Here is a 23,320-nt window from a genome sequence, read left to right as displayed (position 1 = left end):
ATTCGAATTCGTTGAAAATCAGGCCCCTGCTGGGGGCCTTAAAAAGGAATGTAAATCGCCATGTTACTACCCTGGCTAATATTAATTCCCTTCATCGGCGGCTTCCTGTGCTGGCAGACTGAACGCTTTGGCGTGAAGATGCCGCGCTGGATCGCGCTGATCACCATGGGATTGACGCTCGCGCTTGGCCTGCAACTGTGGTTGCAGGGCGGTTACTCACTGACCCAGTCTGCGGGCATTCCGCAGTGGCAGTCTGAGTTCATCCTGCCGTGGATCCCACGTTTCGGCATTACGATCCACCTGGCGATTGACGGCCTGTCGCTGCTGATGGTCGTGCTGACCGGCCTGCTCGGCGTTCTGGCAGTACTCTGCTCCTGGCGTGAAATCGAAAAATACCAGGGCTTCTTCCACCTGAACCTGATGTGGATCCTGGGCGGCGTGATCGGCGTGTTCCTTGCCATCGACATGTTCCTGTTCTTCTTCTTCTGGGAGATGATGCTGGTGCCGATGTACTTCCTGATCGCGCTGTGGGGCCACAAGGCGTCCGACGGTAAAACGCGTATCACGGCGGCAACCAAGTTCTTCATCTATACCCAGGCGAGTGGTCTGGTGATGTTGATTGCCATTCTGGCGCTGGTGTTTGTTCACCACAACGCGACCGGCACCTGGACCTTCAACTACGAAGACCTGCTGAAGACACCAATGTCGCACGGCGTAGAATACCTGCTGATGCTGGGCTTCTTCATCGCTTTCGCGGTGAAAATGCCGGTGGTTCCGCTGCACGGCTGGCTGCCAGACGCGCACTCTCAGGCGCCAACGGCGGGTTCCGTTGACCTGGCGGGCATCTTGCTGAAAACCGCGGCCTACGGTCTGCTGCGCTTTGCACTGCCGCTGTTCCCGAACGCCTCCGCAGAGTTCGCACCGATTGCCATGTGGCTGGGTGTGATCGGTATCTTCTACGGTGCCTGGATGGCCTTCACCCAGTACGACATCAAGCGTCTGATTGCCTACACCTCCGTTTCCCACATGGGCTTCGTGCTGATTGCTATCTACACCGGCAGCCAGCTGGCGTACCAGGGGGCGGTGATCCAGATGATTGCGCACGGTCTGTCCGCAGCCGGTCTCTTCATCCTGTGCGGCCAGCTGTACGAACGTCTGCACACCCGCGACATGCGTATGATGGGCGGTCTGTGGAGCAAAATTAAGTGGCTGCCAGCGCTCTCCATGTTCTTCGCGGTGGCGACTCTGGGGATGCCGGGCACCGGTAACTTCGTCGGCGAATTTATGATTCTGTTCGGCAGCTTCAAAGTGGTACCGGTGATTACCGTGATCTCCACCTTTGGTCTGGTGTTCGCTTCCGTCTACTCGCTGGCGATGCTGCACCGCGCTTACTTCGGTAAAGCGAAGAGCGAAATTGCTGCACAAGAACTGCCGGGGATGTCGCTGCGTGAGCTGTTCATCATCCTGCTGCTGGTCGTACTGCTGGTGCTGCTGGGCTTCTTCCCGCAGCCGATTCTGGATACCTCGCACAGCGCGATGGGCAATATCCAGCAGTGGTTTGTTAATTCTGTTTCTACTACAAGGCCGTAATTCGCCATGACAATAACTCCACAACAACTGATCGCGCTGCTACCGCTGCTGATCGTCGGATTGACGGTGGTGGTTGTGATGCTCTCCATTGCGTGGCGACGCAATCACTTCCTGAATGCCACGCTGTCGGTCATCGGCCTGAACGCCGCGTTAGTCTCTCTCTGGTTTGTTGGCCAGGGTGGGGCGATGGACGTCACCCCGCTGATGCGCGTTGACGGTTACGCCATGCTGTATACCGGTCTGGTGCTGCTGGCGAGCCTGGCAACCTGTACCTTTGCGTACCCATGGCTCGAAGGCTACAACGACAACAAAGAAGAGTTTTACCTGCTGGTTCTGATTGCCGCGCTGGGCGGCATTCTACTGGCGAATGCGAACCACCTGGCCGCGCTGTTCCTCGGTATTGAGCTGATCTCTCTGCCGCTGTTCGGTCTGATTGGTTACGCCTTCCGCCAGAAGCGCTCGCTGGAAGCAAGCATCAAGTACACCATCCTGTCTGCGGCGGCGTCCTCGTTCCTGCTGTTTGGTATTGCGCTGGTGTACGCACAGTCCGGTAACCTCTCCTTTATGGCGCTCGGCAAGAGCCTCGGTGACGGCATGCTGCATGAGCCGCTGCTGCTGGCGGGTCTGGGAATGATGATTGTTGGCCTTGGCTTCAAACTCTCTCTGGTGCCGTTCCACCTGTGGACGCCAGACGTTTACCAGGGCGCGCCAGCGCCGGTGTCGACCTTCCTTGCGACGGCGAGCAAAATCGCCATCTTCGGGGTGGTGATGCGTCTGTTCCTGTACGCACCGGTGGGTGACAGTGAAGCGGTTCGCGTGGTGCTGGGCATTATCGCGTTCGTCTCCATCATCTTCGGTAACCTGATGGCGCTGAGCCAGACCAACATCAAACGTCTGCTGGGCTACTCGTCTATCTCTCATCTGGGCTACCTGATGGTGGCGCTGATTGCGCTGCAGAGCGGTGAGATGTCGATGGAAGCCGTGGGCGTCTATCTGGCCGGTTACCTGTTCAGCAGCCTCGGCGCCTTCGGCGTGGTGAGCCTGATGTCCAGCCCGTACCGTGGTCCGGATGCCGATTCACTGTTCTCCTACCGTGGTCTGTTCTGGCACCGTCCGATCCTGTCTGCGGTGATGACGGTGATGATGCTCTCTCTGGCGGGTATCCCGATGACGCTCGGCTTTATCGGTAAGTTCTACGTGCTGGCCGTCGGTGTGCAGGCGCACCTGTGGTGGCTGACTGCGGGCGTGGTGATCGGCTCCGCGATTGGTCTCTACTACTACCTGCGCGTGGCCGTGAGCCTGTACCTGAGCGCGCCTCAGCAGCTCAACCGTGATGCCCCAACCAACTGGCAGTACAGCGCTGGCGGTATTGTGGTTCTCATCTCCGCGCTGCTGGTGCTGATCTTCGGTATCTATCCGCAGCCGCTGATTGATATCGTGCAGCGAGCGATGCCATTAATGTAAAAACAAAAAACCCGCCTCGGCGGGTTTTTTTATTGCCCAGCGGCGCTACGCTTGCAGGGCCTACGGGTTTTGTAGGTCGGGTAAGCGTAGCGCCACCCGACTAAGCCAGCTGTTTGCGGCTAATCAACGGCCCGTCAATCTTCTTCATCGAGCGGTCCAGCACTTCCTCAATCACTGACGACAGCTCGTTCAGCTCAAACTTCGCGACGTAGCCATCCGCTTTCACCTTACGAATATGGTCTTCGTTGGCGTTGCCGGAAAGGGAAGAGTGGATCACCACCGGAATATCTTTCAGTACCGGGTCGGTTTTGATTTTGCGCGTCAGCGTAAAACCGTCCATCTCCGGCATTTCGAGGTCGGTCAGCACCAGCGCGATCTTATCGGTGATGGGAACGCCTTCAGCCTGCGCCTGTGCGGCCAGAACCCCAATTTTCTCCCACGCCTCTTTGCCGGTGATATGCAGCTGCGCCGGGATCTCCATCGCCTGCAGACCTTTATCCAGCATCGAGCGCGCCACTTTGGAGTCTTCCGCGACGATGGCGACCGCGCCCGGCTTAATATGGAATTTGGTCGTCTTTAGATTGGTGGCGTGCAGATCGTGATTGGCCGGGGTGATGTCGTACAGGATCTGCTCAACGTCCAGCACCATCGCCAGATCGTTGGTATCGCTCTTCTCGTCAAGACACGCAATGCTGGTGATGTAGCGACCGCTGACGGCGGTTTCCGCCGCGTGCACCTGCTTCCAGTCCAGACGCATGATGTTCTCAACCGACTCCACGGCAAACGCCTGCACGCTGCGCGCGTATTCGGTGATCAGCAGGATATTCAGCCCGGTGGTAGGCTTACAGCCCGCCACGGCGGCCAGGTCGATCACCGGGATCACCTGATCGCGAATATTCACCATTCCCATCAGCGGTGATTTCATCCCGGCGGGTTTCGTGAACTCCGGCATCGGCACAATTTCACGCAGCTTAAAGACGTTAATGCCAAACAGCTCAGATTTATTTTCGTTAAGAGAGGTGCCAAGACGGAACAGCAACAGTTCAAAACGGTTCGACAGGGTCAGATTCGCCCTGTCATCAATATCTTTCTGGAAATTATCCATTCTACCCTCGAGAGAAATGCTGACCTTTTAATCGTTATCGGCATCCTGAGGGAAAAATGAAGGACTAAACGCTGACCTGAGCGAAATCTTCGGCCAGCTCACATTCCGGGAACAGCGCGCGACACTCTGTCAGCAGCTTTTCACAGCCCCGCGCGTCGTAGCGGGAGCTGACGTGGGTGACGATGAGCCTCCCGACGCCCGCGTCACGGGCAAGCTGCGCCGCCTGTCGCGTCGAGCTGTGGCCCCGGCTGTTGGCTTTCTCTTCCATCGCCGTTTCAAGCGTCGCTTCATGTACCATCACGTCCACGCCCTTGGCCAGCGTGAGCGCCGCCCGGCACGGGGCCGTGTCGCCAAAAATTGCCAGCTTCTTGCCGGGCTGCGGTGCGGCGAGATAATCCTGACCGTTAATGACGCGCCCGTCCTCCAGCGTGACGGTCTCACCGTGCTTCAGGCGCTGGAACAGCGGTCCGGGTTTTACGCCATCGGCCATCAGCGCGGCGGCGTCCAGCGCGCCGGGTTTGTCATGCGCGTCAATGCGATAGCCATAGCACTCGACAGGGTGACTGAGCGGCTGAGCGCTCACCTTATAATCGCCGTCATCGAAAACCAGGCCTTCGCTAATCTCAACGACCTCCAGCGGATAATCCGTCCACGACCCGCTCAGGCGCAGCGTGGTTTCAACGAATTCACGAATACCCGCAGGCCCATAAATCGTCAGCGGGTTGGCGTTACCGGCCATCGAGCGGCTGCACAGCAGGCCGGGAAGGCCAAACAGATGGTCGCCATGCAGATGGGTGATAAAAATTTTATCCAGCTTGCCGGGGTGATAAGCGGTGTGTAACAGCTGATGCTGCGTCCCTTCACCACAGTCAAACAGCCACAGCCCGCCGCGGGTGGGGTGTTTAAGATCCAGCAGTATCGCCGTCACATTTCGTGAGCGGGTTGGCACGCCCGCGGACGTACCCAGAAAAATCAGTTCCATAACGCAATCAGCCCTTTGCCGAACGGGGAGGGGTTTAGTATAACGTGATGAACCCCAGGAAGGAGACTGACATGATCCAGTGGCAAGATTTACACCATAGTGACCTCACCGTTCATTCACTTTACGCCGTGCTGAAACTGCGCTGCGAAGTGTTCGTGGTTGAACAGACCTGCCCGTATCAGGACATCGACGGCGACGATCTCGTCGGCGAGAACCGCCATATCCTCGGCTGGCGGAATAACGAGCTGGTGGCGTATGCGAGGATTCTGAAAAGCGAAGACGATTTTGAGCCTGTCGTCATTGGCCGCGTCATCATCAGCGGCAAAGCGCGCGGTGAAAAACTGGGCTATGAGCTGATGGAGAAAACGCTGGAGGCATGCCAGAAACAGTGGCCGAACAAGGCGTTATACCTGGGCGCGCAGGCGCACCTGCAGTCCTTCTACGGCCACTTTGGTTTCGTGCCGGTCACCGAGGTGTACGATGAAGACGGCATTCCCCACATCGGCATGGCGCGGGAAGCGAAGCAGGCGTAATGACGAGTCGTTGGCTATAGTTAGCGGACTGGTGTACTAACATGGAGAAAAATATGTCATTTCAATCCTGGGATACCCGTATCGACGACGACCTGGCCTTACTGAGCGAAACGCTGGAAGAGGTGTTACGTTCCTCGGGCGACCCTGCCGATCAGAAATATATTGAGCTAAAAGCCCGCGCCGAGCAGGCGCTGCATGAAGTGAAAAACCGCGTCAGCCATGCGTCTGATACCTACTACTACCGCGCCAAAAAAGCGGTGTACCGTGCCGATGATTACGTGCATGAAAAACCGTGGCAGGGTATTGGAGTCGGTGCTGCCGTTGGGCTGGTACTGGGGCTGCTCTTAGCCCGTCGTTAGGCCGCTTAACCACTCCCTATACGTGGGTACTGCTATTTATTGCCAGTACCCCGTATAATACGAGGTTTTAACAGGGAGAGGTTCGCGTGAATTCGATTTTCCTCGCGCTGGAGCAATTGCGTACCCAGCTTTCGCAAGCGTTACCCGCAACACCCGGCATACGTCATTTCGACGTCTCTTTCCCGTTAAACGACGCTTTCGACCCTCTCGCCTGGCTTGGGGCGCAGCAGTGCTATCCGCAGTTTTACTGGCAGCAGCGTAACGGCGATGAAGAGCTGGCTGCGCTGGGGGCGGTGATCCCCTTTTCCTCTCTGGCGTTAGCCACGCAGTTTTTGCGCGAGCAAAACGCGGCAGGTGATACCCGTATCTGTGGCCTGAACGCCTTTACTCCGGAGCAGGGCAGCCTCTTTTTACCGCGACTACTCTGGCGACGCACCGCCGGCACCGCTACGCTGCGTCTGCAGCTGTGGAGTGATTATTCACTTCAGGAAGATGCCCTCGCCGCGCGGGATTTTTTAGAGCAACTCCGTCCTGCGAGATCTATCCGTCCGCTATCCGTTCAGGTTGAGCACGAAACCCATCAGCCGCAACAGGCCGAATGGCTGACGCTTATTCGCAGAGCGACAGAGACCATCGCGCGCGGTGATTTTGAAAAGGTGGTTCTCGCCCGGGCAACCGATATCCGGTTTACACAGCGCGTTAACCCTGTCGCGCTGATGGCGGCCAGCCGCGCCCTGAATTTACATTGCTACCATTTCTGCATGATTTTCGACGCCAGCAACGCGTTTCTTGGCTCGACCCCCGAGCGTCTCTGGCGGCGGCGTGGCACGCTGTTGCGCACCGAAGCGCTGGCGGGCACCGTCGCCAGCCATGCCGATGATGGCCAGGCGCAGCGTCTCGGCGAATGGCTGCTGAACGACGATAAAAACCAGCGCGAAAATATGCTGGTCGTGGAAGATATTTGCCAGCGTCTTCAGCACTACACGCAGACGCTTGAGGTACTGCCCCCCCAGGTGGTGCGCCTGCGTAAAGTGCAGCATTTGCGCCGCTGTATCTGGACCGAACTCAAACAGGCCGACGACGAGCAGTGCCTGCATATGCTACAGCCGACAGCGGCCGTTGCCGGTTTGCCGCGACAGCCTGCGCGCGAATTTATTCAGAAGGTTGAGCCCTTTAACCGCGAGTGGTACGCCGGTTCTGCCGGGTATTTATCGCCTGACCAGAGTGAATTTTGCGTGGCGTTGCGATCCGCCCGCGTCCAGGATGACTCCCTGCGGCTCTACGCCGGGGCCGGCATTGTCAGCGGGTCTGACCCGGAACAGGAGTGGCAGGAGATCGAAAACAAAGCGGCCGGATTGCGCTCTCTGCTCCTTAGGGATTAATACTGATTCGCGCAATCCCGATTCATATCAAAATTCCAATTTTTTCTATTATTTATACTGTGTCGCATTCTTGATACCGGACAATCTCATGTCAGTAAGTTCTTTTAACCGACGCTGGGCGGCGGTGATCCTTGAAGCCCTGACGCGCCACGGCGTCAGGCACGTGTGTATTGCACCGGGTTCTCGCTCAACGCCGCTGACGCTGGCGGCCGCCGAAAACCGGGCGTTGATTCATCACACCCACTTTGATGAGCGTGGCCTCGGGCATCTCGCGCTGGGTCTGGCGAAGGTCAGCAAAGAACCCGTGGCGGTGATTGTCACTTCCGGTACTGCCGTGGCGAACCTCTATCCGGCTCTGATTGAAGCCGGGTTAACCGGTGAAAAGCTGATTCTGCTGACGGCCGATCGTCCCCCTGAGCTTATCGACTGCGGCGCCAATCAGGCCATCCGTCAGCCGGGACTCTTTTCTTCGCATCCTTCGCAGACGATTTCGCTGCCCCGTCCCACCCAGGATATTCCGGCAAGCTGGCTGGTCTCCACCGTCGATCATGCCATGGAGACGCTGCGCAGCGGGGCGCTGCATATTAACTGCCCGTTTGCCGAGCCGCTGTACGGCGAGCTGGACGATACGGGTCTTGACTGGCAGCAGACCCTCGGCGACTGGTGGCAGAGTGAGAAACCGTGGCTGCGCGAGCAGACGCACCTTGAGAGCGCGAAACAGCGCGACTGGTTCTTCTGGCGGCAGAAGCGCGGCGTGGTTATCGCCGGGCGCATGAGCGCCGCCGAAGGCAAGCTGGTCGCCGAGTGGGCGCAAACCCTGGGCTGGCCGCTGATAGGCGACGTGCTTTCCCAGACCGGGCAGCCGCTGCCGTGCGCGGATCTCTGGCTGGGTAATGCTAAAGCGGTCACCGAACTGTCGCAGGCGCAGATTGTGGTCCAGCTTGGATCGAGTTTAACCGGCAAACGGTTACTGCAGTGGCAGGCCACCTGCACACCGGACGAATACTGGCTGGTGGACGCGCTGGAAGGGCGTCTTGACCCGGCGCACCATCGCGGTCGTCGTCTGGTCAGCCGTATCGACGCCTGGCTGGCGCTCCATCCGGCTGAAAAACGCAAACCCTGGGCGGTTACCCTCCCGGACCTGTCGCGTCAGGCGTGGGAACTGACCCATGCGCGCTGTGAAGCGTTCAGCGAGGCCGGGCTGGCGCACCGTATTCGCCAGTACCTGCCCGAGCAGGGGCAGCTGTTTGTCGGCAACAGCCTGGTCGTGCGGCTGATAGACGCCTTTTCGCAGCTGCCAGCAGGTTACCCGGTGTACAGCAACCGTGGCGCCAGCGGCATCGACGGGCTGATCTCCACGGCGGCGGGCGTGCAGCGCGCCAGCGCGAAATCGACGCTGGCCATCGTGGGGGATCTCTCCGCGCTCTACGATCTCAACGCGCTGGCGCTGCTGCGTCAGGCGTCAGCCCCGTTCGTGCTGATTGTGGTCAACAACAACGGCGGGCAGATTTTCTCCCTGCTGCCTACGCCGCAGAGCGAGCGCGAGCGCTTCTATCTGATGCCGCAGAACGTGCAGTTCGAACACGCCGCGGCGATGTTCAGCCTGAAATATCATCGCCCGGAAAGCTGGGAACAGCTGGGTGCCGCGCTCGGTACAGCCTGGAAACAGCCAGGCGCGACGCTGATTGAGCTGGTGGTGAACGAGGCTGACGGTGCGCAGACCCTGCAAAGCCTGCTGGCGCAGGTGAGCCAGCTGTGATCCTCTCGGGCGTGCAGCAGGCCGGAAAACCAGGCTATCCCTGGCTGGTCTTTTTGCACGGTTTTTCCGGCGATTACCGCGAGTGGCAGGGTGTTGGGGAGCGACTTCGTGACTACCCCCGGCTGTATCTGGATCTGCCGGGTCACGGTGGATCCCGGCACCTGGGCGTCGAGGGCTTCGACGAGATGAGCGCGTTGCTCACCCGAACCCTGATTAGTTACAACATACTGAAGTTCTGGCTCGTCGGGTACTCCCTCGGCGGCCGCATTGCGATGTTCCATGCCTGCCAGCAGCCAAAGGGGCTGTTGGGCCTGACGGTAGAAGGGGGACATCCGGGCCTGCAGGATGCCGATGCGCGACAGGCGCGGCTGGCATCCGACCGCCGCTGGGCAGCACGTTTTCGCAGCGAACCGCTGGATAAGGTGTTCGCTGACTGGTACCAACAGCCCGTGTTTGCCTCCCTGACGGACGCCCAGCGCGACGCGCTGATTACCCTGCGCAGCCAGAACAGCGGCGCGGCGCTGGCGATGATGCTCGAGGCAACATCGCTGGCCGTGCAGCCCGACCTGCGTGCTGCCCTGAGCGCGCGCCATTTCTCTTTTGATTATCTCTATGGCGAACGTGATGAGAAGTTTGCGGCCCTTGCCGCGGAGCTGAACGCTGTTCGCCATGCAATTCCCAACGCCGGACACAACGCCCACCGGGACAACCCCGATGCGGTTGCGGCAAGTCTGGCTCAGATACTGCGTCTTCGAATAAAGGACACTCTATGATCTACCCTGATGAACACATGCTTTACGCTCCGGTTGAATGGCAGGACTGCTCCGAAGGCTACACCGACATTCGTTACCACAAATCCACCGACGGCATTGCCAAAATCACCATCAACCGCCCGCAGGTGCGTAACGCCTTCCGTCCGCTGACCGTGAAAGAGATGATTCAGGCCCTGGCGGATGCGCGCTACGACGACAACATCGGCGTGATTGTCCTGACCGGCGAAGGCGAGAAAGCGTTCTGCTCCGGTGGCGATCAGAAAGTGCGCGGTGACTACGGCGGATACCAGGACGACGCGGGTACGCATCACCTGAACGTCCTCGATTTCCAGCGTCAGATCCGCACCTGTCCAAAACCGGTGGTGGCGATGGTGGCGGGCTACTCCATCGGCGGCGGCCACGTGCTGCACATGATGTGCGACCTGACTATTGCCGCCGAGAACGCCATCTTTGGCCAGACGGGCCCGAAAGTGGGATCTTTCGATGGCGGCTGGGGGGCCTCCTACATGGCGCGCATCGTCGGTCAGAAGAAAGCCCGCGAAATCTGGTTCCTGTGCCGTCAGTACAACGCGCAGGAAGCGCTGGATATGGGCCTGGTGAACACCGTGGTGCCGCTTGCCGATCTCGAAAAAGAGACCGTGCGCTGGTGCCGTGAAATGCTGCAAAACAGCCCGATGGCACTGCGCTGCCTGAAAGCGGCACTTAACGCCGATTGTGACGGTCAGGCGGGTCTGCAGGAGCTGGCGGGTAACGCCACCATGCTGTTCTACATGACCGAAGAGGGTCAGGAAGGGCGCAACGCGTTTAACGAAAAACGCCAGCCAGACTTCAGCAAATACAAACGGAATCCGTAATGCGTCGCGCGCAGGTTTACCGCTGGCAGATACCAATGGACGCGGGCGTGGTGCTGCGTGAACGGCGGTTAAAAACCCGTGACGGCTTCTTCGTGCATCTGCAGCAGGGCGAGCGGGAAGGCTGGGGCGAGATTTCGCCTCTGCCGGGCTTTAGCCTCGAGTCGCTGGATGACGCTCAGACGGCCTTGCTGGCGTGGGCGGACGCGTGGCGCGAGGGTGCAAATCCGGCGCTGCCGGAGGTCCCTTCCGCGGCCTTTGGTATCAGCTGCGCGCTGGCCGAGCTGGACGGCAGCCTGCCGGAAGCGGGGAATTACCGCGCGGCGCCGCTCTGCACAGGCGATCCGGACGAGCTGTTCGCGCTGCTCTCCGCCATGCCGGGCGAGAAAGTCGCGAAAATCAAAGTTGGGCTCTACGAGGCGGTGCGTGACGGCATGGTCGCCAACCTGCTGCTGGAGGCGATCCCCGATCTGCATCTGCGTCTGGACGCCAACCGCGCCTGGACGCCGCTTAAGGCGCAGCAGTTTGCGAAGTACGTCAACCCGGCCTACCGGAGCCGCATTGCCTTCCTCGAAGAGCCGTGCAAAACCCGCGAGGATTCGCGCGCGTTCGCCCGCGAAACGGGGATTGCCATCGCCTGGGATGAAAGCCTGCGCGAGGCCGATTTTGAATTCGCTGCCGAGCCCGGCGTCAGCGCGGTGGTGATTAAACCGACGCTGACCGGCAGCCTGGCGAAAGTGCGCGAGCAGGTCGCGGCGGCGCACGCCTTAGGGCTGACGGCGGTGATCAGCTCGTCGATTGAGTCCAGCCTTGGGCTAACACAGCTGGCGCGCGTGGCCGCCTGGCTAACGCCGGATACGGTTCCTGGCCTCGACACGCTGAACCTGATGCAGGCTCAGCTTCTCCGCCCGTGGCCGGACAGCGCGCTGCCGTGCCTCGACGTCGCGGCGCTGGAGCCGTTGCGATGAGTTTTACCGACTGGCCGTGGCGACACTGGTGCGCGCTGTTTGCCGATAAACCGGCCCTGAGGCTGAACGACGAGGTGCTCAGCTGGCAACAGCTGTGCGCACGCATCGACAGCCTTGCGGCAGGCTTTCACCGGCAGGGCGTGGAAGAGGGCTGCGGCGTGCTGCTGCAGGCCCATAATCATCCGCAAACCCTGCTGGCGTGGCTGGCGCTGCTCCAGTGCGGGGCGCGTATTCTTCCCGTTAATCCGCAGCTGCCGCGCCCGCTGCTGGACGTGCTGCTCCCGCAGATGACGCTGCGCTTTGCGCTGGTGCTGGACGGCAGCTACGACGGCCTTCCTGCCCTGAGCATGCGTGAGACCGCCGATGCGTATTGCGCTGCGTGGCAACCGGCGCGGCTGGCCTCCATGACGCTGACCTCCGGCTCCACCGGGCTGCCGAAAGCGGCGGTCCATACCTGCGAGGCCCACCTTGCCAGCGCGCGCGGCGTTTTGGCGCTGATGCCCTACGGTGAAGACGACGACTGGCTGCTTTCGCTGCCCCTGTTTCACGTTTCCGGCCAGGGGATCTTATGGCGCTGGCTGCAGGCCGGCGCGCGGTTAACCGTACGCGAGAAACAGCCTCTTGAGCAGGCGCTGTGCGGCTGCACCCACGCCTCGCTGGTGCCAACCCAGCTCTGGCGCTTGCTGAATGCCCACCAGCCTGTCGCACTGAAAGCGGTGCTGCTGGGCGGGGCGGCCATCCCTGTTGAATTGACCGAACAGGCGCGAGAGCAGCATATACGCACCTTCTGCGGCTACGGTCTGACCGAGTTTGCCTCTACCGTCTGTGCGAAAGAGGCGGACGGCGAGCCGGACGTGGGCTGTGCGCTGCCGGGCAGAGAGGTGCAGGTCGTTAACGGTGAAGTCTGGATCAGGGCGCAAAGCATGGCCTCAGGCTACTGGCGGGATGGCGAACTGATTCCGCTGACCAACGCGCAGGGATGGTTCGCCACACGCGATCGCGGCGAATGGCATGACGGCCGTCTGACGATCCTTGGCCGCATGGACAACCTCTTTTTTAGCGGCGGAGAAGGGATCCAGCCGGAATCGCTGGAGCGCGTTATCGCCACGCACCCGCAGGTTAACCAGGTGTTTGTCGTTCCGCTGGACGACGCTGAATTCGGGCAACGCCCGGTGGCGGTAGTGGAGTGTGAACCGGGAACGGATATCACCTGCTTACCCGACTGGGTCAGGGACAAGGTGGCGCGTTTTGAGCAACCCGTCCGCTGGCTGCTGCTGCCGACTGAACTCAAAAATGGCGGCATTAAAGTTTCGCGCCGCGCGCTGCAGGAGTGGGTTAACGCAGCGCTGAAGGGATAATAGCCGTTTCAAATAGTTACAATCTACTGACCGGCCGCACGCAGAGTGCTTGATCCCCGGAAGACCCAGGTTAAAATCTCGCGGTTTTGGGACTTCTCTATAAAAATTGTGCGGGATCACGACAATGAAAAAAGTGGCATTACTGGGCTTCGGCCTGATGGTTGTATCTGCGGCGGCGAACGCCATTAGCATTAACGGCTCGGCGGGTCAGGATTATACCCACCTGGGCTTTGGCATGGGTACCGAGACATCCGGTCTGGCGATGACCGGCGGCTGGACGCATAACGATGACGACGGCGACGCGGCCAGCCTCGGCCTGGGTCTCAACGTTCCTCTTGGCCCGTTCCTGGCGACCGTCGGCGGTAAAGGTATCTATACCAACCCAAATGACGGTGATGAAGGGTACGCGGCGGCAGTGGGCGGCGGTCTGCAGTGGAAAATTGGCGACAGCTTTGGCCTGTTTGGTGAGTACTACTACTCTCCAGACTCCCTCTCAAGCGGTATCGACAGCTATGAAGAGGCCAACGCTGGCGCACGCTGGACCATCATGCGTCCAATCACCATCGAAGCAGGCTATCGCTATCTGAACCTGGCCGGCAAAGACGGCAACCGCGATAACGCGCTGGCCGACGGCCCGTACGTGGGCGTCAGCGCAGGCTTCTAATCTCTCCGGCGCGGCATGCTGTCGCGCCAGTTTCTCTCTGCTCCACCCCGCGTTTGCGCTATAGTGTTTTGACCAAATAAGCGGGAGAACACAATGATTAACGTGGAGATGTTATCCACCGGCGACGAAGTGCTGCATGGACAAATTATTGATACCAATGCTGCCTGGCTGGCCGATCTTTTCTTTGAGCAAGGATTACCGTTAACGCGCCGCAATACGGTGGGCGACAATCTTGAGTCACTGGTTGCAGTTCTGCGCGAGCGCAGTGAACAGTGCGACGTGCTGATTGTGAACGGCGGGCTCGGTCCCACCAGTGACGATCTCAGTGCCCTGGCCGCCGCGACCGCAAAAGGCGAAGGGCTGGTGCTGCATGAGGCGTGGCTCTCGCAGATGGCGCGTTTTTTTTCCGAACGTGGCCGCGTCATGGCCCCCAGCAACCGCAAACAGGCTGAAATTCCCGCCAGTGCTGAACTGGTCGATAACCCGGTCGGTACCGCGTGTGGGTTTGCCATGCAACTTAACCGCTGCCTGATGTTCTTCACGCCGGGCGTGCCCTCAGAATTTAAAGTGATGGTCGAGCAGCAGATCCTGCCGCGCCTTCGCGATCGTTTTACCCTGCCGGAACCGCCGCTGTGCCTGCGTCTGACCACCTTTGGTCGCTCGGAAAGCGATCTGGCCCAGAGCCTCGATCACCTTCCGCTGCCGCCGGGCGTGTCCATGGGCTATCGCTCCTCCATGCCGATCATTGAACTTAAGCTGACAGGCCCGGCCGAACAGAAAGAGGCGATGCTGGCGTTGTGGCCCGAGGTGCAGCGCGTGGCGGGCGAAAGCCTGATCTTTGAAGGTACGGAAGGGTTGCCCGCGCAGATTGCGAAGCAGCTGCAGGCGCGTCAACTGAGCGTGACCTTAAGCGAGCAGTTCACCGGTGGCCTGCTGGCGCTGCAGCTGTCGCGCGTCAACGCGCCGCTGTTGGCCAGCGAAGTGGTGCCGTTCCAGCAGGAGACTCTCGCGCAAACCGCCCGCTGGGCGTCCGAGAGAAGGGTGAAGCATTTTGCCGGTCTGGCGCTGTTTGTCGGCGGGCTGGATGAGGAATACCTCAACTTCGCGCTGGCGACGCCCGAGGGCACCCACGCCCTGCGGGTAAAAATGAGCATTACCCGCCACAGCCTGACGGTGCGTCAGGAGGTGTGCGCCATGATGGCGCTGAACATGCTGCGCCGCTGGCTGAATGGCAAAGAGGTGGCCAGCGAGCACGGCTGGATTAACGTGGTTGAGTCGCTGTTCGTGGAGTAACGCCTGTGCCGGGGCCTTTCGCCCCGGCCATGTTCACCCGAGCGCCTTTGCCAGCAGCGTAATCGGATGCTCGCAGCGCTTGCTGGTGGACATCTCAATCTGCCACTTGCAGGTTTCGCAGTCCGTCACCACGATATCCGCGCCGCTCTCCTCAATCTGACGGAACAGCGGGGCGCCGATCGCCTGCGACGTTTCGTAGTTTTCACGCTTAAAGCCGTAGGTTCCCGCAATCCCGCAGCAGCGTGAGTCCAGCACCGTCAGCTCCAGCCCCGGAATTAACCGCAGCAGCTCAAGCGTATAGAGTGACCAGCCCATTTTTTCCATATGACACGGCGTGTGGTACACCACTTTCAGGGGTAATTTCCCCAGCGGCAACGTCTGTCCGCTGTCCAGCTTGCGCCACAGGAAGCGCGTCGCCAGCTCGATGTGCTCGCGCAGGCCGGTGTTGTCCACGTCCAGCAGGTGCGGATACTCGTCGCGCAGGGTGAAGGTACAGGTGGATGAGGTCGCCAATACCGGTATGCCTTTCTCGACAATCGCCTCGCGCAGGGAGGTGACATTGCTTTGAGCCTGCCTGCGTGCTTTATCGGTAAACCCGTTAGCAATCAGCGGCACGCCGCAGCACTTTTCTTTATTCAGTAGCTGAACGCCCGTTCCCATGGCGTTCAGCACTTTCAGCAGATCTTTACCCGGCTGCGGGTGGTTGTAATTCACATAGCAGCCGTGGAAAAAAGCCACCTGCTCGGCGTACTGCGCCTGCTCCGCCGCCACGGATTTATACCAGCGGCGGAAGGTGCCGTGAGAATATTTCGGCAGGCTGCGGTGATGGTCTATCTTCAGCGTGGCATCCAGCAGCTGGCGCACCGGCTTGAGAGCGGTCGCGGCATTCACCAGCGGGGCAAACGGCGTCGAGACGCTGCCCATCAGATCGGTATGGCTCAGAATCGCGTCCCGCAGCGACGGCTTTTGCGTGCTGTAGCGCGCCCGGGCGCGCTGGATAATATCGCCGATTTTCACATCCGACGGGCAGGCGACTTCGCAGCGTTTGCAGTTAATGCAGTATTTCAGCGCTTCATCGTACAGCTTGCCGTCCTTCAGGCGCAGACGCTCGCTGTCCGGCCCGGCCTGCTTTGGCCCGGGATAACGTGGGTTCACGCCGCTGACCGGGCAGACGGTGGTACACACCGTGCATTTGATGCAGCTTTCAAAACGGGTATCGTTCATTGTTCAGCCTCCGTGCGCTGGCTAATCTGCTCTGCCACATACAGCGCCGTGACGGCGCAGACTCCGCCACCGCATCCCTGGGTAATGGGATCGTACCCGCCCAGCAGCGAGCCGATGGCAAAGAGATTACTGACGGGCTTACCGGCAAGCTGCGGATGCAGGTGGTTATCGACAATCACGCCGAACTGCTGCCAGGGCTGCGGCGAGAAGAAATCACTTTGATACCAGTCCGCGCGGGAGGCTCGCTGGCGAACAGTCAGCCCCATAATGGCTTCCCGGATGCCCTCCCGGCTGCTCAGCAGCCCGTTGCTGAAGAAGCTGCCGCTTGCCAGCACCGTATAGCGTGCACGAAGCGGAATATCGTCGTGGTTGCGCGTCCAGATTTCGCTCACCGCGCCGTCTGTCAGGGTGATTTTTTTCACTTCATCACCTGCCATCCAGACGCCACCCTGCGCAACAAACTTACGCTGGAGCTGGGTATGCAGGCGAATGCCGGGGACAGACGGGGGCAGCGTGGGCAACAAACCGAGCGTGCAGGGCAGACGGTCTGAGAGCCAGCGCCAGAGTCGGTTGTCGTTCAGGCCAAAGCACGCGGGCATCAATAGCGCATCGCATCCTGCCGCAAGCGGGCTGAGCGCCTCATACAGCAGCGGCCATTTGTCCTCGTTATCCAGAAAACGGGCGATATTCACCGCGCGAAATTCGCTCGGGTTATCGCGCAGGACATCAAGCTCAGGCAGCTCTATCTCTGCCGTTTCGGCGTTAACGCCCTGGCGACAAAGTGACGCCGCCGCGAGATGGGGCTGAAAATCCAGAAAGCCGCTAATCCCTACCACCCGCACGCGTCCCGCGCGAATGGGGGCAACGGGCACTTCCTCCGGGCTGAGCCAGGCGGAACGCAGGGTGCCTAGCGGCGTAACGCGCTGGTGATTGAACCTGGCGCTGCCCTGCAGACGCGCGCCGCACTCCGCCAGCAGCGCTTCGGTTTCCAGCGCAAAGCGGTCAATATGCTGTGCACCAACCAGGTGATACGGGTGCTCCGGCGGCAGCTTATCGCGGTACGCTTCGTCCACCAGATCCAGCGAGCCCGACGAGAAGTGCAGGGCGCTCTGCCCCCGGGTGATAATGGCGCAGCGCAGCCCCTGCTTCGTGAGCTTAATGCCGCAGAGCAGGCCCGCCAGCCCGCCGCCGACAATCACGGTATCAAATTTCATCGTGTTGCTCCTTCTCCAGACCGCAAAGCCCCTGGTAGACCCAGCGGGTAAATTCACTTTCGCGCAGGGCATCGCCCCAGGCGACAGGCTGAATGCCTTTCCAGCGCTCGTTTAAAAACGCGCTGAGCTGATCGAGCGACTGGGTGGCGGTGGTGGTGTGAAAACGCTGCAATAATCCGGCGGCACGACAGGCGCACAGCTCGCCCTGACAGGTGCCCATTCCGACGCGGGTGCGGCGGCGGAGATCGAGCAGGCTGTTGACCGTCAGGTTCTCCACCACGTACTGCACCTCACCGGCCGTCACGGCTTCGCACTCGCACACCAGGCTGCGGCTCAATCTTCCTTCACCAAGCCACGGTGGCGTTCTGTCGCCGTGGCGGTATACCGCGGACCCGCGCAGCGGCGCGGGCAGGGAGATGATTTTCTGCAGCGTTTTTTCGGTGGACTGACGCGATCCCGGCAGCGGCTGTTCTGCCGTGACGCACGGCTCGGTATTTCCGAGCTTGCGGCAGACGGCATCGGTCGCCCACTCGGCCATCAGGCGATAGGTCATCAGCTTGCCGCCGGTGATGGTGATAAACCCGTCCATGCCGTCGCGCGCGGCGTGATCGAGCAGCACGATGCCCCGGCTGACGTTCCGTCCGCTCGGGTCGTTGTCGCTGGCGACCAGCGGACGCACGCCCGCGTAGGCGCGCAGAATGCGCGTCTGGGCCATTACCGGGGCCAGTTTTTCCCCTTCGCGCAGCAGGATGTCGACCTCTTCGGCGGTCACGCGGTTGTAGTCTATCTCGCTGTAGTCCACGTGCGTTGAAGTCGTACCGATTAACGAAATGGTATCGCCCGGGACGAGGATATCGGCGTCAGACGGCTTGCGGCAGCGGTTAATCACGTGGTTATTGATGCGGTGGTCGAGGATCAGCAGCGAGCCTTTCGCCGGGAACATGCGCACCGACAGGTCCGCATGTTCCGCAATACGCTGGCCCCAGATCCCCGCCGCGTTGACCACTACGGCGGCATACAGCTCGCCGTGCTCGTTGTACTGTGTATCAAACACCCGCACCCCACAGATGCGATGACCTTCGCGAATAAGCCCGGTCACTTCATGTCCGGTCAGAATGCGTGCGCCATGCTCACGGGCGTCCAGCATGTTGGCGGCGGTCAGGCGAAACGGATCGACGGTACCGTCAGGGACTTTAACCGCGCCGATAAGCGCCGGGTTGACCGACGGTTCCAGCCGCCGCGCCAGCGCCGGATCCATGGCCTCCGCCTGAATGCCCGCGGCAGTGCAGGCGGTAATAAAGGTGTCCTGAAAGGCGAGGTCATCTTCGGGAAGGGTAATAAAGAGGCCGTCGGTCGGCTCAATGCAGTGGCGTGCGATACGCTTGAGGATCTGGTTTTCAGCAATACATTCGCGCGCGGATTCCGCGTCGGTGACCGCATACCGGGCACCGCTGTGCAGCAGGCCGTGGTTCCGTCCGGTTGCGCCCGTGGCGATATCATGGCGTTCCAGAAGCGTAACGCTTAAGCCGCGAAGGGCGCAATCGCGCGCGATCCCGGCGCCGGTTGCGCCACCACCAATGATTATCACATCACTATAACGAGGATCGTGACTGGTCATTGTTTACCCTCTATGTTCGTTTTTTATCATTTAGCCATAGTAATTTTGTGGTTTGTTTGATTTCGAACATAAACGCGCGGAATTCGAAAGTGAAACGTGATTCCATGCGCTTTTTTGCGCATTCTGTCATATTTCTGTAACAATCTGTGCGTTGATTCACAGTAACAATCACCGTGATTTCTTAACATCCCCGCCTCTGGAATTCAGGTGCGAGCCACCTGCTCATTCATTTCAAGGCCACGGAGGCTGTTATGCTCAGTATCTTCAAACCTGCGCCCCACAGGGCGCGTCTGCCAGAGGCAGAAATAGATCCGCTCTATCGCCGTCTGCGTTGGCAAATCTTCCTGGGGATCTTCTTCGGGTACGCGGCGTACTACCTTGTACGTAAAAACTTCGCGCTCGCCATGCCGTATCTGGTAGAGCAGGGCTTCTCCCGCGGCGATCTGGGGTTCGCGCTGTCGGGGATATCCATCGCCTACGGTTTTTCCAAATTCATCATGGGTTCCGTGTCGGATCGCTCGAATCCGCGCGTGTTCCTGCCTGCCGGTCTGATCCTGGCGGCAGCGGTGATGCTGTTTATGGGCTTTGTGCCATGGGCAACCTCCAGCATTGCCATCATGTTCGTGCTGCTGTTCCTCTGCGGCTGGTTCCAGGGAATGGGGTGGCCGCCGTGCGGACGCACCATGGTGCACTGGTGGTCGCAGAAAGAGCGCGGCGGCATCGTGTCGGTATGGAACTGCGCCCATAACGTGGGCGGCGGTATTCCGCCGCTGCTGTTCCTGCTGGGGATGGCCTGGTTCAACGACTGGCACGCGGCGCTCTACATGCCTGCCTTTGGTGCCATTCTGGTGGCGATTATTGCCTTCGCCCTGATGCGCGATACGCCGCAGTCCTGCGGCCTGCCGCCGATTGAAGAGTACAAAAACGACTATCCGGATGATTACAGCAAGGAGCACGAAGAAGAGCTGACCGCAAAACAGATCTTCATGAAGTACGTCCTGCCGAACAAGCTGCTGTGGTACATCGCGGTCGCCAACGTGTTCGTTTACCTGCTTCGCTACGGCATCCTCGACTGGTCCCCGACCTACCTGAAAGAGGTGAAGCACTTCGCGCTGGATAAGTCCTCCTGGGCCTATTTCCTGTATGAATATGCCGGGATCCCAGGCACGCTGCTTTGCGGCTGGATGTCAGATAAGGTGTTTAAAGGCAACCGCGGCGCGACGGGCGTGTTCTTTATGACCCTGGTGACCATCGCGACGGTAGTGTACTGGCTCAACCCGCCGGGAAATCCGGGTGTGGATATGGCCTGTATGATCGTCATCGGCTTCCTGATTTACGGTCCGGTGATGCTGATCGGTCTGCACGCCCTGGAGCTGGCGCCGAAGAAAGCGGCAGGCACGGCGGCGGGCTTTACCGGCCTGTTCGGCTACCTCGGCGGTTCGGTCGCGGCGAGCGCCATCGTGGGCTATACCGTTGACTTCTTCGGCTGGGACGGCGGCTTTATGGTGATGATCGGCGGCAGCGTGCTGGCGGTACTGCTGCTGGTTGTTGTGATGATCGGTGAAAAACGTCACCACGCGGAAGTGCTGGCGCGTCGTCAATAAGGAGCTTTGCGATGAAATTAACTCAGTTAGCAACCGGCCTGCTGCTGGCGGGCCTGATGACAGGCTCCGCGCTGGCGGCGGATAAAATCGTTATTGCCCACCGAGGTGCGAGCGGCTATCTGCCAGAGCATACGCTGCCGGCAAAAGCGATGGCCTATGCGCAGGGGGCGGATTACCTGGAGCAGGATCTGGTGATGACGAAGGACGACCAGCTGGTCGTCCTGCACGACCATTATCTTGACCGCGTGACGGACGTGGCAGAGCGTTTCCCGGATCGCGCCCGCAAAGATGGCCGCTTCTACGCCATTGACTTCACGCTGGCGGAGATCCGCTCCCTGAAGTTCACCGAAGGCTTCGAGATTGAAAACGGCAAGAAGGTGCAGGTCTATCCGGGACGTTTCCCGATGGGCAAATCTGACTTCCGGATCCATACCTTCCAGGAAGAGATTGAGTTTGTTCAGGGACTGAACCACTCCACCGGTAAAAACATCGGCATCTACCCGGAAATCAAAGCCCCATGGTTCCACCATCAGGAAGGGAAAGACATTGCCGCGAAGACGCTGGAGGTGCTCAAACAGTACGGCTACACCAGCAAGCAGGACAAAGTCTACCTGCAGTGTTTTGACGCCGCCGAGCTGAAGCGCATCAAAACCGAGCTGGAGCCGAAGATGGGCATGAACCTCAATCTGGTGCAGCTGATCGCCTATACCGACTGGAATGAAACCCAGGAGAAGCAGCCGGACGGCAAGTGGGTGAACTACAGCTACGACTGGATGTTTAAGCCGGGCGCGATGAAGCAGATTGCGCAGTACGCCGACGGCATCGGGCCGGATTACCACATGCTGGTGGCGGAAGGCTCAACGCCGGGCCACGTGAAGCTGACGGCGATGGTGAAAGAGGCGCATGCCAGCAAGATGCAGGTGCATCCGTACACCGTGCGTGCAGACCAGCTGCCGCCGTATGCCACGGATGTGAATCAGCTTTATGAGGTGTTGTATAACCAGGCGGGCGTGGACGGACTGTTTACGGATTTCCCGGATAAAGCGGTCAGCTTCCTGAAGGATTAACGCTGAAATTGCCGGGTGGCGGCTGCGCCTTACCCGGCCTACGAACTGCGGTTTTGTAGGTCGGGTAAGCGAAGCGCCACCCGACACCATCACATCTCGATCTCGATATCGCCTTTTGCCCGGCAGCAGCAGGGCAAAATTTCCCCTTCGTTGATAAAGGCCAGCGGTTCGGTCAGCCAGTCCACCTGGCCGGCGACCAGACGGCAGCGGCACGAGCCGCAATAGCCTTCACGACACTGGTACTCGACCTCCACCTGATGCGCTTCAAGCGCCACCAGCAGAGAAGGGTGCTCTTCCCGACACAGTACCTCAGTGCCGGAAAGACTTAACGTGACGCGTGACATCAGAGCTGGAAGTCGCTCAGGTCGTCGGTGTTGACTTCAGAATCAATCTGACCGACCAGATAAGAACTCACTTCCACTTCCTGCGGCGCAACCTGCACGTTATCGGACACCAGCCAGGTGTTGATCCACGGGATAGGGTTAGAGCGCGTCTGGAACGGCAGGTCGAGACCGACCGCCTGCATGCGGATGTTGGTGATGTACTCAACGTACTGGCACAGGATGTCTTTGTTCAGGCCAATCATGGAGCCGTCGCGGAACAGGTAGTCTGCCCACTCTTTCTCCTGCTGAGCCGCCAGCACGAACAGGTCGTAGCACTCCTGCTTGCACTCTTCGGCGATTTCCGCCATCTCCGGATCGTCCGTGCCGCTGCGCAGCAGGTTCAGCATGTGCTGGGTACCGGTCAGGTGCAGGGCTTCATCGCGGGCAATCAGACGGATGATTTTGGCGTTGCCTTCCATCAGCTTGCGCTCGGCAAAGGCGAAGGAGCAGGCGAAGCTGACGTAGAAGCGGATCGCTTCCAGCGCGTTAACGCTCATCAGACACAGGTACAGCTGTTTTTTCAGCGCGCGCAGGTTCACGGTGATGGTTTTACCGTTCACATGGTGAGTGCCTTCGCCCAGCAGGTGCCAGTAGCTGGTCATCTCGATCAGCTCATCATAGTAATGGGCAATGCCTTCCGCGCGCTTCTGGATCTGCTCGTTGGTGACGATATCGTCAAATACCACCGCCGGATCGTTCACGATGTTGCGAATGATGTGGGTGTAAGAGCGGGAGTGGATCGTCTCAGAGAACGCCCAGGTTTCCACCCAGGTTTCCAGCTCAGGAATCGAGATCAGCGGCAGCAGCGCCACGTTCGGGCTACGGCCCTGGATGGAGTCCAGCAGCGTCTGGTACTTCAGGTTGCTGATGAAGATATGTTTTTCGTGATCCGGCAGCGACTGGTAGTCAATACGGTCGCGGGAGACGTCCACTTCTTCCGGACGCCAGAAGAAGGAGAGTTGCTTTTCAATCAGCTTTTCGAAGATGTCATATTTTTGCTGATCGTAGCGTGCCACGTTGACCGGCTGGCCGAAGAACATCGGCTCTTTGAGCTGGTCGTTTTTCGTCTGTGAAAAGGTGGTATATGCCATGAGTGTGTCCTAAAAACGTAGGCCGGGTAAGCGTAGCG

Annotated in this window: 21 protein-coding genes; 14 read left to right on the top strand and 7 right to left on the bottom strand. The window is 59.8% G+C overall.

Going from position 1 to position 23,320, the window contains the following annotated elements; genetic code table 11:
• Positions 1-60: 60 nt before the first annotated feature.
• Both nuoM and nuoN read left to right on the top strand, forming a co-directional pair.
• Positions 61-1,590, top strand: a complete 1,530-nt coding sequence (gene nuoM / locus ACEPLT_RS15615; protein WP_008500214.1) for an NADH-quinone oxidoreductase subunit M — start codon at positions 61-63, stop codon at positions 1,588-1,590.
• Between the two features lie 6 nt (positions 1,591-1,596).
• Positions 1,597-3,054, top strand: coding sequence for an NADH-quinone oxidoreductase subunit NuoN (nuoN, locus tag ACEPLT_RS15610; RefSeq protein ID WP_024908971.1), 1,458 nt, complete (start codon positions 1,597-1,599; stop codon positions 3,052-3,054).
• A 100-nt stretch (positions 3,055-3,154) separates the two neighbouring features.
• On the opposite strand, the gene ACEPLT_RS15605 is transcribed toward nuoN, so the two are convergent.
• Together ACEPLT_RS15605 and rbn are read right to left on the bottom strand one after the other, a co-directional pair.
• The gene (locus ACEPLT_RS15605; RefSeq protein WP_232929091.1) at positions 3,155-4,159 is read right to left on the bottom strand and encodes a chemotaxis protein; all 1,005 of its coding nucleotides are present in this window, start codon (positions 4,157-4,159) and stop codon (positions 3,155-3,157) included.
• Between the two features lie 64 nt (positions 4,160-4,223).
• A complete protein-coding gene (gene rbn / locus ACEPLT_RS15600; protein WP_232929092.1) occupies positions 4,224-5,141 on the bottom strand; it encodes a ribonuclease BN in 918 nt (305 codons plus the stop codon).
• 71 nt (positions 5,142-5,212) lie between these two features.
• On the opposite strand from rbn, the gene ACEPLT_RS15595 reads away from it, so the two are divergent.
• The 10 genes from ACEPLT_RS15595 to ACEPLT_RS15550 all read left to right on the top strand — a co-directional run bounded on the left by ACEPLT_RS15595 (position 5,213) and on the right by ACEPLT_RS15550 (position 15,081).
• Entirely contained in the window at positions 5,213-5,674 is a 462-nt protein-coding gene (locus ACEPLT_RS15595) for a GNAT family N-acetyltransferase (protein ID WP_232929093.1), read from the top strand.
• A 53-nt stretch (positions 5,675-5,727) separates the two neighbouring features.
• A complete protein-coding gene (gene elaB / locus ACEPLT_RS15590) occupies positions 5,728-6,033 on the top strand; it encodes a stress response protein ElaB (protein WP_008500219.1) in 306 nt (101 codons plus the stop codon).
• An 86-nt stretch (positions 6,034-6,119) separates the two neighbouring features.
• A complete protein-coding gene (menF, locus tag ACEPLT_RS15585) occupies positions 6,120-7,415 on the top strand; it encodes an isochorismate synthase MenF (RefSeq protein WP_045908721.1) in 1,296 nt (431 codons plus the stop codon).
• An 88-nt stretch (positions 7,416-7,503) separates the two neighbouring features.
• Entirely contained in the window at positions 7,504-9,174 is a 1,671-nt protein-coding gene (gene menD / locus ACEPLT_RS15580) for a 2-succinyl-5-enolpyruvyl-6-hydroxy-3-cyclohexene-1-carboxylic-acid synthase (protein ID WP_063622166.1), read from the top strand.
• A complete protein-coding gene (gene menH, locus ACEPLT_RS15575) occupies positions 9,171-9,947 on the top strand; it encodes a 2-succinyl-6-hydroxy-2,4-cyclohexadiene-1-carboxylate synthase (RefSeq protein WP_232929095.1) in 777 nt (258 codons plus the stop codon). The genes menD and menH overlap by 4 nt, the downstream gene beginning before the upstream one ends.
• Positions 9,944-10,801, top strand: a complete 858-nt coding sequence (gene menB, locus ACEPLT_RS15570; RefSeq protein WP_008500223.1) for a 1,4-dihydroxy-2-naphthoyl-CoA synthase — start codon at positions 9,944-9,946, stop codon at positions 10,799-10,801. The genes menH and menB overlap by 4 nt, the downstream gene beginning before the upstream one ends.
• Positions 10,801-11,766 carry an o-succinylbenzoate synthase gene (gene menC, locus ACEPLT_RS15565; protein WP_167211679.1) on the top strand — a complete coding sequence of 322 codons (966 nt, stop codon included), beginning with the start codon at positions 10,801-10,803 and terminating at the stop codon, positions 11,764-11,766. The genes menB and menC overlap by 1 nt, the downstream gene beginning before the upstream one ends.
• Positions 11,763-13,124 carry an o-succinylbenzoate--CoA ligase gene (gene menE / locus ACEPLT_RS15560; protein ID WP_232929097.1) on the top strand — a complete coding sequence of 454 codons (1,362 nt, stop codon included), beginning with the start codon at positions 11,763-11,765 and terminating at the stop codon, positions 13,122-13,124. Before menC ends, menE begins: the two co-directional genes overlap by 4 nt.
• Positions 13,125-13,248: 124 nt before the next feature.
• Positions 13,249-13,788, top strand: a complete 540-nt coding sequence (locus tag ACEPLT_RS15555; RefSeq protein WP_023616384.1) for a YfaZ family outer membrane protein — start codon at positions 13,249-13,251, stop codon at positions 13,786-13,788.
• 93 nt (positions 13,789-13,881) lie between these two features.
• Positions 13,882-15,081, top strand: a complete 1,200-nt coding sequence (locus ACEPLT_RS15550; protein WP_032675227.1) for a nicotinamide mononucleotide deamidase-related protein YfaY — start codon at positions 13,882-13,884, stop codon at positions 15,079-15,081.
• 33 nt (positions 15,082-15,114) lie between these two features.
• Here the strand turns inward: ACEPLT_RS15550 and glpC are convergent, their stop codons facing one another.
• The 3 genes from glpC to glpA are packed head-to-tail and all read right to left on the bottom strand — an operon-like array spanning position 15,115 to position 19,137.
• Entirely contained in the window at positions 15,115-16,305 is a 1,191-nt protein-coding gene (gene glpC / locus ACEPLT_RS15545) for an anaerobic glycerol-3-phosphate dehydrogenase subunit GlpC (protein ID WP_447088286.1), read from the bottom strand.
• The gene (gene glpB / locus ACEPLT_RS15540) at positions 16,302-17,519 is read right to left on the bottom strand and encodes a glycerol-3-phosphate dehydrogenase subunit GlpB (protein ID WP_232929101.1); all 1,218 of its coding nucleotides are present in this window, start codon (positions 17,517-17,519) and stop codon (positions 16,302-16,304) included. The genes glpC and glpB overlap by 4 nt, the downstream gene beginning before the upstream one ends.
• Entirely contained in the window at positions 17,509-19,137 is a 1,629-nt protein-coding gene (gene glpA / locus ACEPLT_RS15535; RefSeq protein WP_032675224.1) for an anaerobic glycerol-3-phosphate dehydrogenase subunit A, read from the bottom strand. The genes glpB and glpA overlap by 11 nt, the downstream gene beginning before the upstream one ends.
• A 251-nt stretch (positions 19,138-19,388) precedes the next feature.
• Here glpA and glpT point away from each other — a divergent pair, with 251 nt between their 5' ends.
• On the top strand, positions 19,389-20,741 hold the full coding sequence (glpT, locus tag ACEPLT_RS15530) for a glycerol-3-phosphate transporter (RefSeq protein ID WP_025913159.1): 1,353 nt from the start codon (positions 19,389-19,391) through the stop codon (positions 20,739-20,741).
• Between the two features lie 11 nt (positions 20,742-20,752).
• Positions 20,753-21,808, top strand: a complete 1,056-nt coding sequence (gene glpQ / locus ACEPLT_RS15525) for a glycerophosphodiester phosphodiesterase (RefSeq protein ID WP_032675223.1) — start codon at positions 20,753-20,755, stop codon at positions 21,806-21,808.
• Between the two features lie 89 nt (positions 21,809-21,897).
• On the opposite strand, the gene yfaE is transcribed toward glpQ, so the two are convergent.
• Both yfaE and nrdB read right to left on the bottom strand, forming a co-directional pair.
• Entirely contained in the window at positions 21,898-22,152 is a 255-nt protein-coding gene (yfaE, locus tag ACEPLT_RS15520) for a class I ribonucleotide reductase maintenance protein YfaE (protein WP_023314568.1), read from the bottom strand.
• The gene (gene nrdB / locus ACEPLT_RS15515; protein ID WP_008500235.1) at positions 22,152-23,282 is read right to left on the bottom strand and encodes a class Ia ribonucleoside-diphosphate reductase subunit beta; all 1,131 of its coding nucleotides are present in this window, start codon (positions 23,280-23,282) and stop codon (positions 22,152-22,154) included. The genes yfaE and nrdB overlap by 1 nt, the downstream gene beginning before the upstream one ends.
• Positions 23,283-23,320: the final 38 nt, after the last annotated feature.

The organism is Enterobacter sp. fkY84-1 (assembly GCF_052974705.1).
The sequence above is the reverse complement of the archived record's forward strand: the minus strand, read 5'-3'. Positions and strand labels throughout refer to the sequence as shown.

Bases quoted from the DNA above. Each gene is read 5' to 3' on its own strand.
- rbn (WP_232929092.1), bottom strand. From the start codon at position 5,141: ATGGAACTGATTTTTCTGGGTACGTCCGCGGGCGTGCCAACCCGCTCA.
- menE (WP_232929097.1), top strand. From the start codon at position 11,763: ATGAGTTTTACCGACTGGCCGTGGCGACACTGGTGCGCGCTGTTTGCC.
- elaB (WP_008500219.1), top strand. From the start codon at position 5,728: ATGTCATTTCAATCCTGGGATACCCGTATCGACGACGACCTGGCCTTA.
- glpA (WP_032675224.1), bottom strand. From the start codon at position 19,137: ATGACCAGTCACGATCCTCGTTATAGTGATGTGATAATCATTGGTGGT.
- ACEPLT_RS15605 (WP_232929091.1), bottom strand. From the start codon at position 4,159: ATGGATAATTTCCAGAAAGATATTGATGACAGGGCGAATCTGACCCTG.
- nrdB (WP_008500235.1), bottom strand. From the start codon at position 23,282: ATGGCATATACCACCTTTTCACAGACGAAAAACGACCAGCTCAAAGAG.
- menB (WP_008500223.1), top strand. From the start codon at position 9,944: ATGATCTACCCTGATGAACACATGCTTTACGCTCCGGTTGAATGGCAG.
- ACEPLT_RS15550 (WP_032675227.1), top strand. From the start codon at position 13,882: ATGATTAACGTGGAGATGTTATCCACCGGCGACGAAGTGCTGCATGGA.
- glpT (WP_025913159.1), top strand. From the start codon at position 19,389: ATGCTCAGTATCTTCAAACCTGCGCCCCACAGGGCGCGTCTGCCAGAG.
- menD (WP_063622166.1), top strand. From the start codon at position 7,504: ATGTCAGTAAGTTCTTTTAACCGACGCTGGGCGGCGGTGATCCTTGAA.
- ACEPLT_RS15595 (WP_232929093.1), top strand. From the start codon at position 5,213: ATGATCCAGTGGCAAGATTTACACCATAGTGACCTCACCGTTCATTCA.
- menC (WP_167211679.1), top strand. From the start codon at position 10,801: ATGCGTCGCGCGCAGGTTTACCGCTGGCAGATACCAATGGACGCGGGC.
- nuoN (WP_024908971.1), top strand. From the start codon at position 1,597: ATGACAATAACTCCACAACAACTGATCGCGCTGCTACCGCTGCTGATC.
- nuoM (WP_008500214.1), top strand. From the start codon at position 61: ATGTTACTACCCTGGCTAATATTAATTCCCTTCATCGGCGGCTTCCTG.
- ACEPLT_RS15555 (WP_023616384.1), top strand. From the start codon at position 13,249: ATGAAAAAAGTGGCATTACTGGGCTTCGGCCTGATGGTTGTATCTGCG.
- glpC (WP_447088286.1), bottom strand. From the start codon at position 16,305: ATGAACGATACCCGTTTTGAAAGCTGCATCAAATGCACGGTGTGTACC.
- glpB (WP_232929101.1), bottom strand. From the start codon at position 17,519: ATGAAATTTGATACCGTGATTGTCGGCGGCGGGCTGGCGGGCCTGCTC.
- yfaE (WP_023314568.1), bottom strand. From the start codon at position 22,152: ATGTCACGCGTCACGTTAAGTCTTTCCGGCACTGAGGTACTGTGTCGG.
- glpQ (WP_032675223.1), top strand. From the start codon at position 20,753: ATGAAATTAACTCAGTTAGCAACCGGCCTGCTGCTGGCGGGCCTGATG.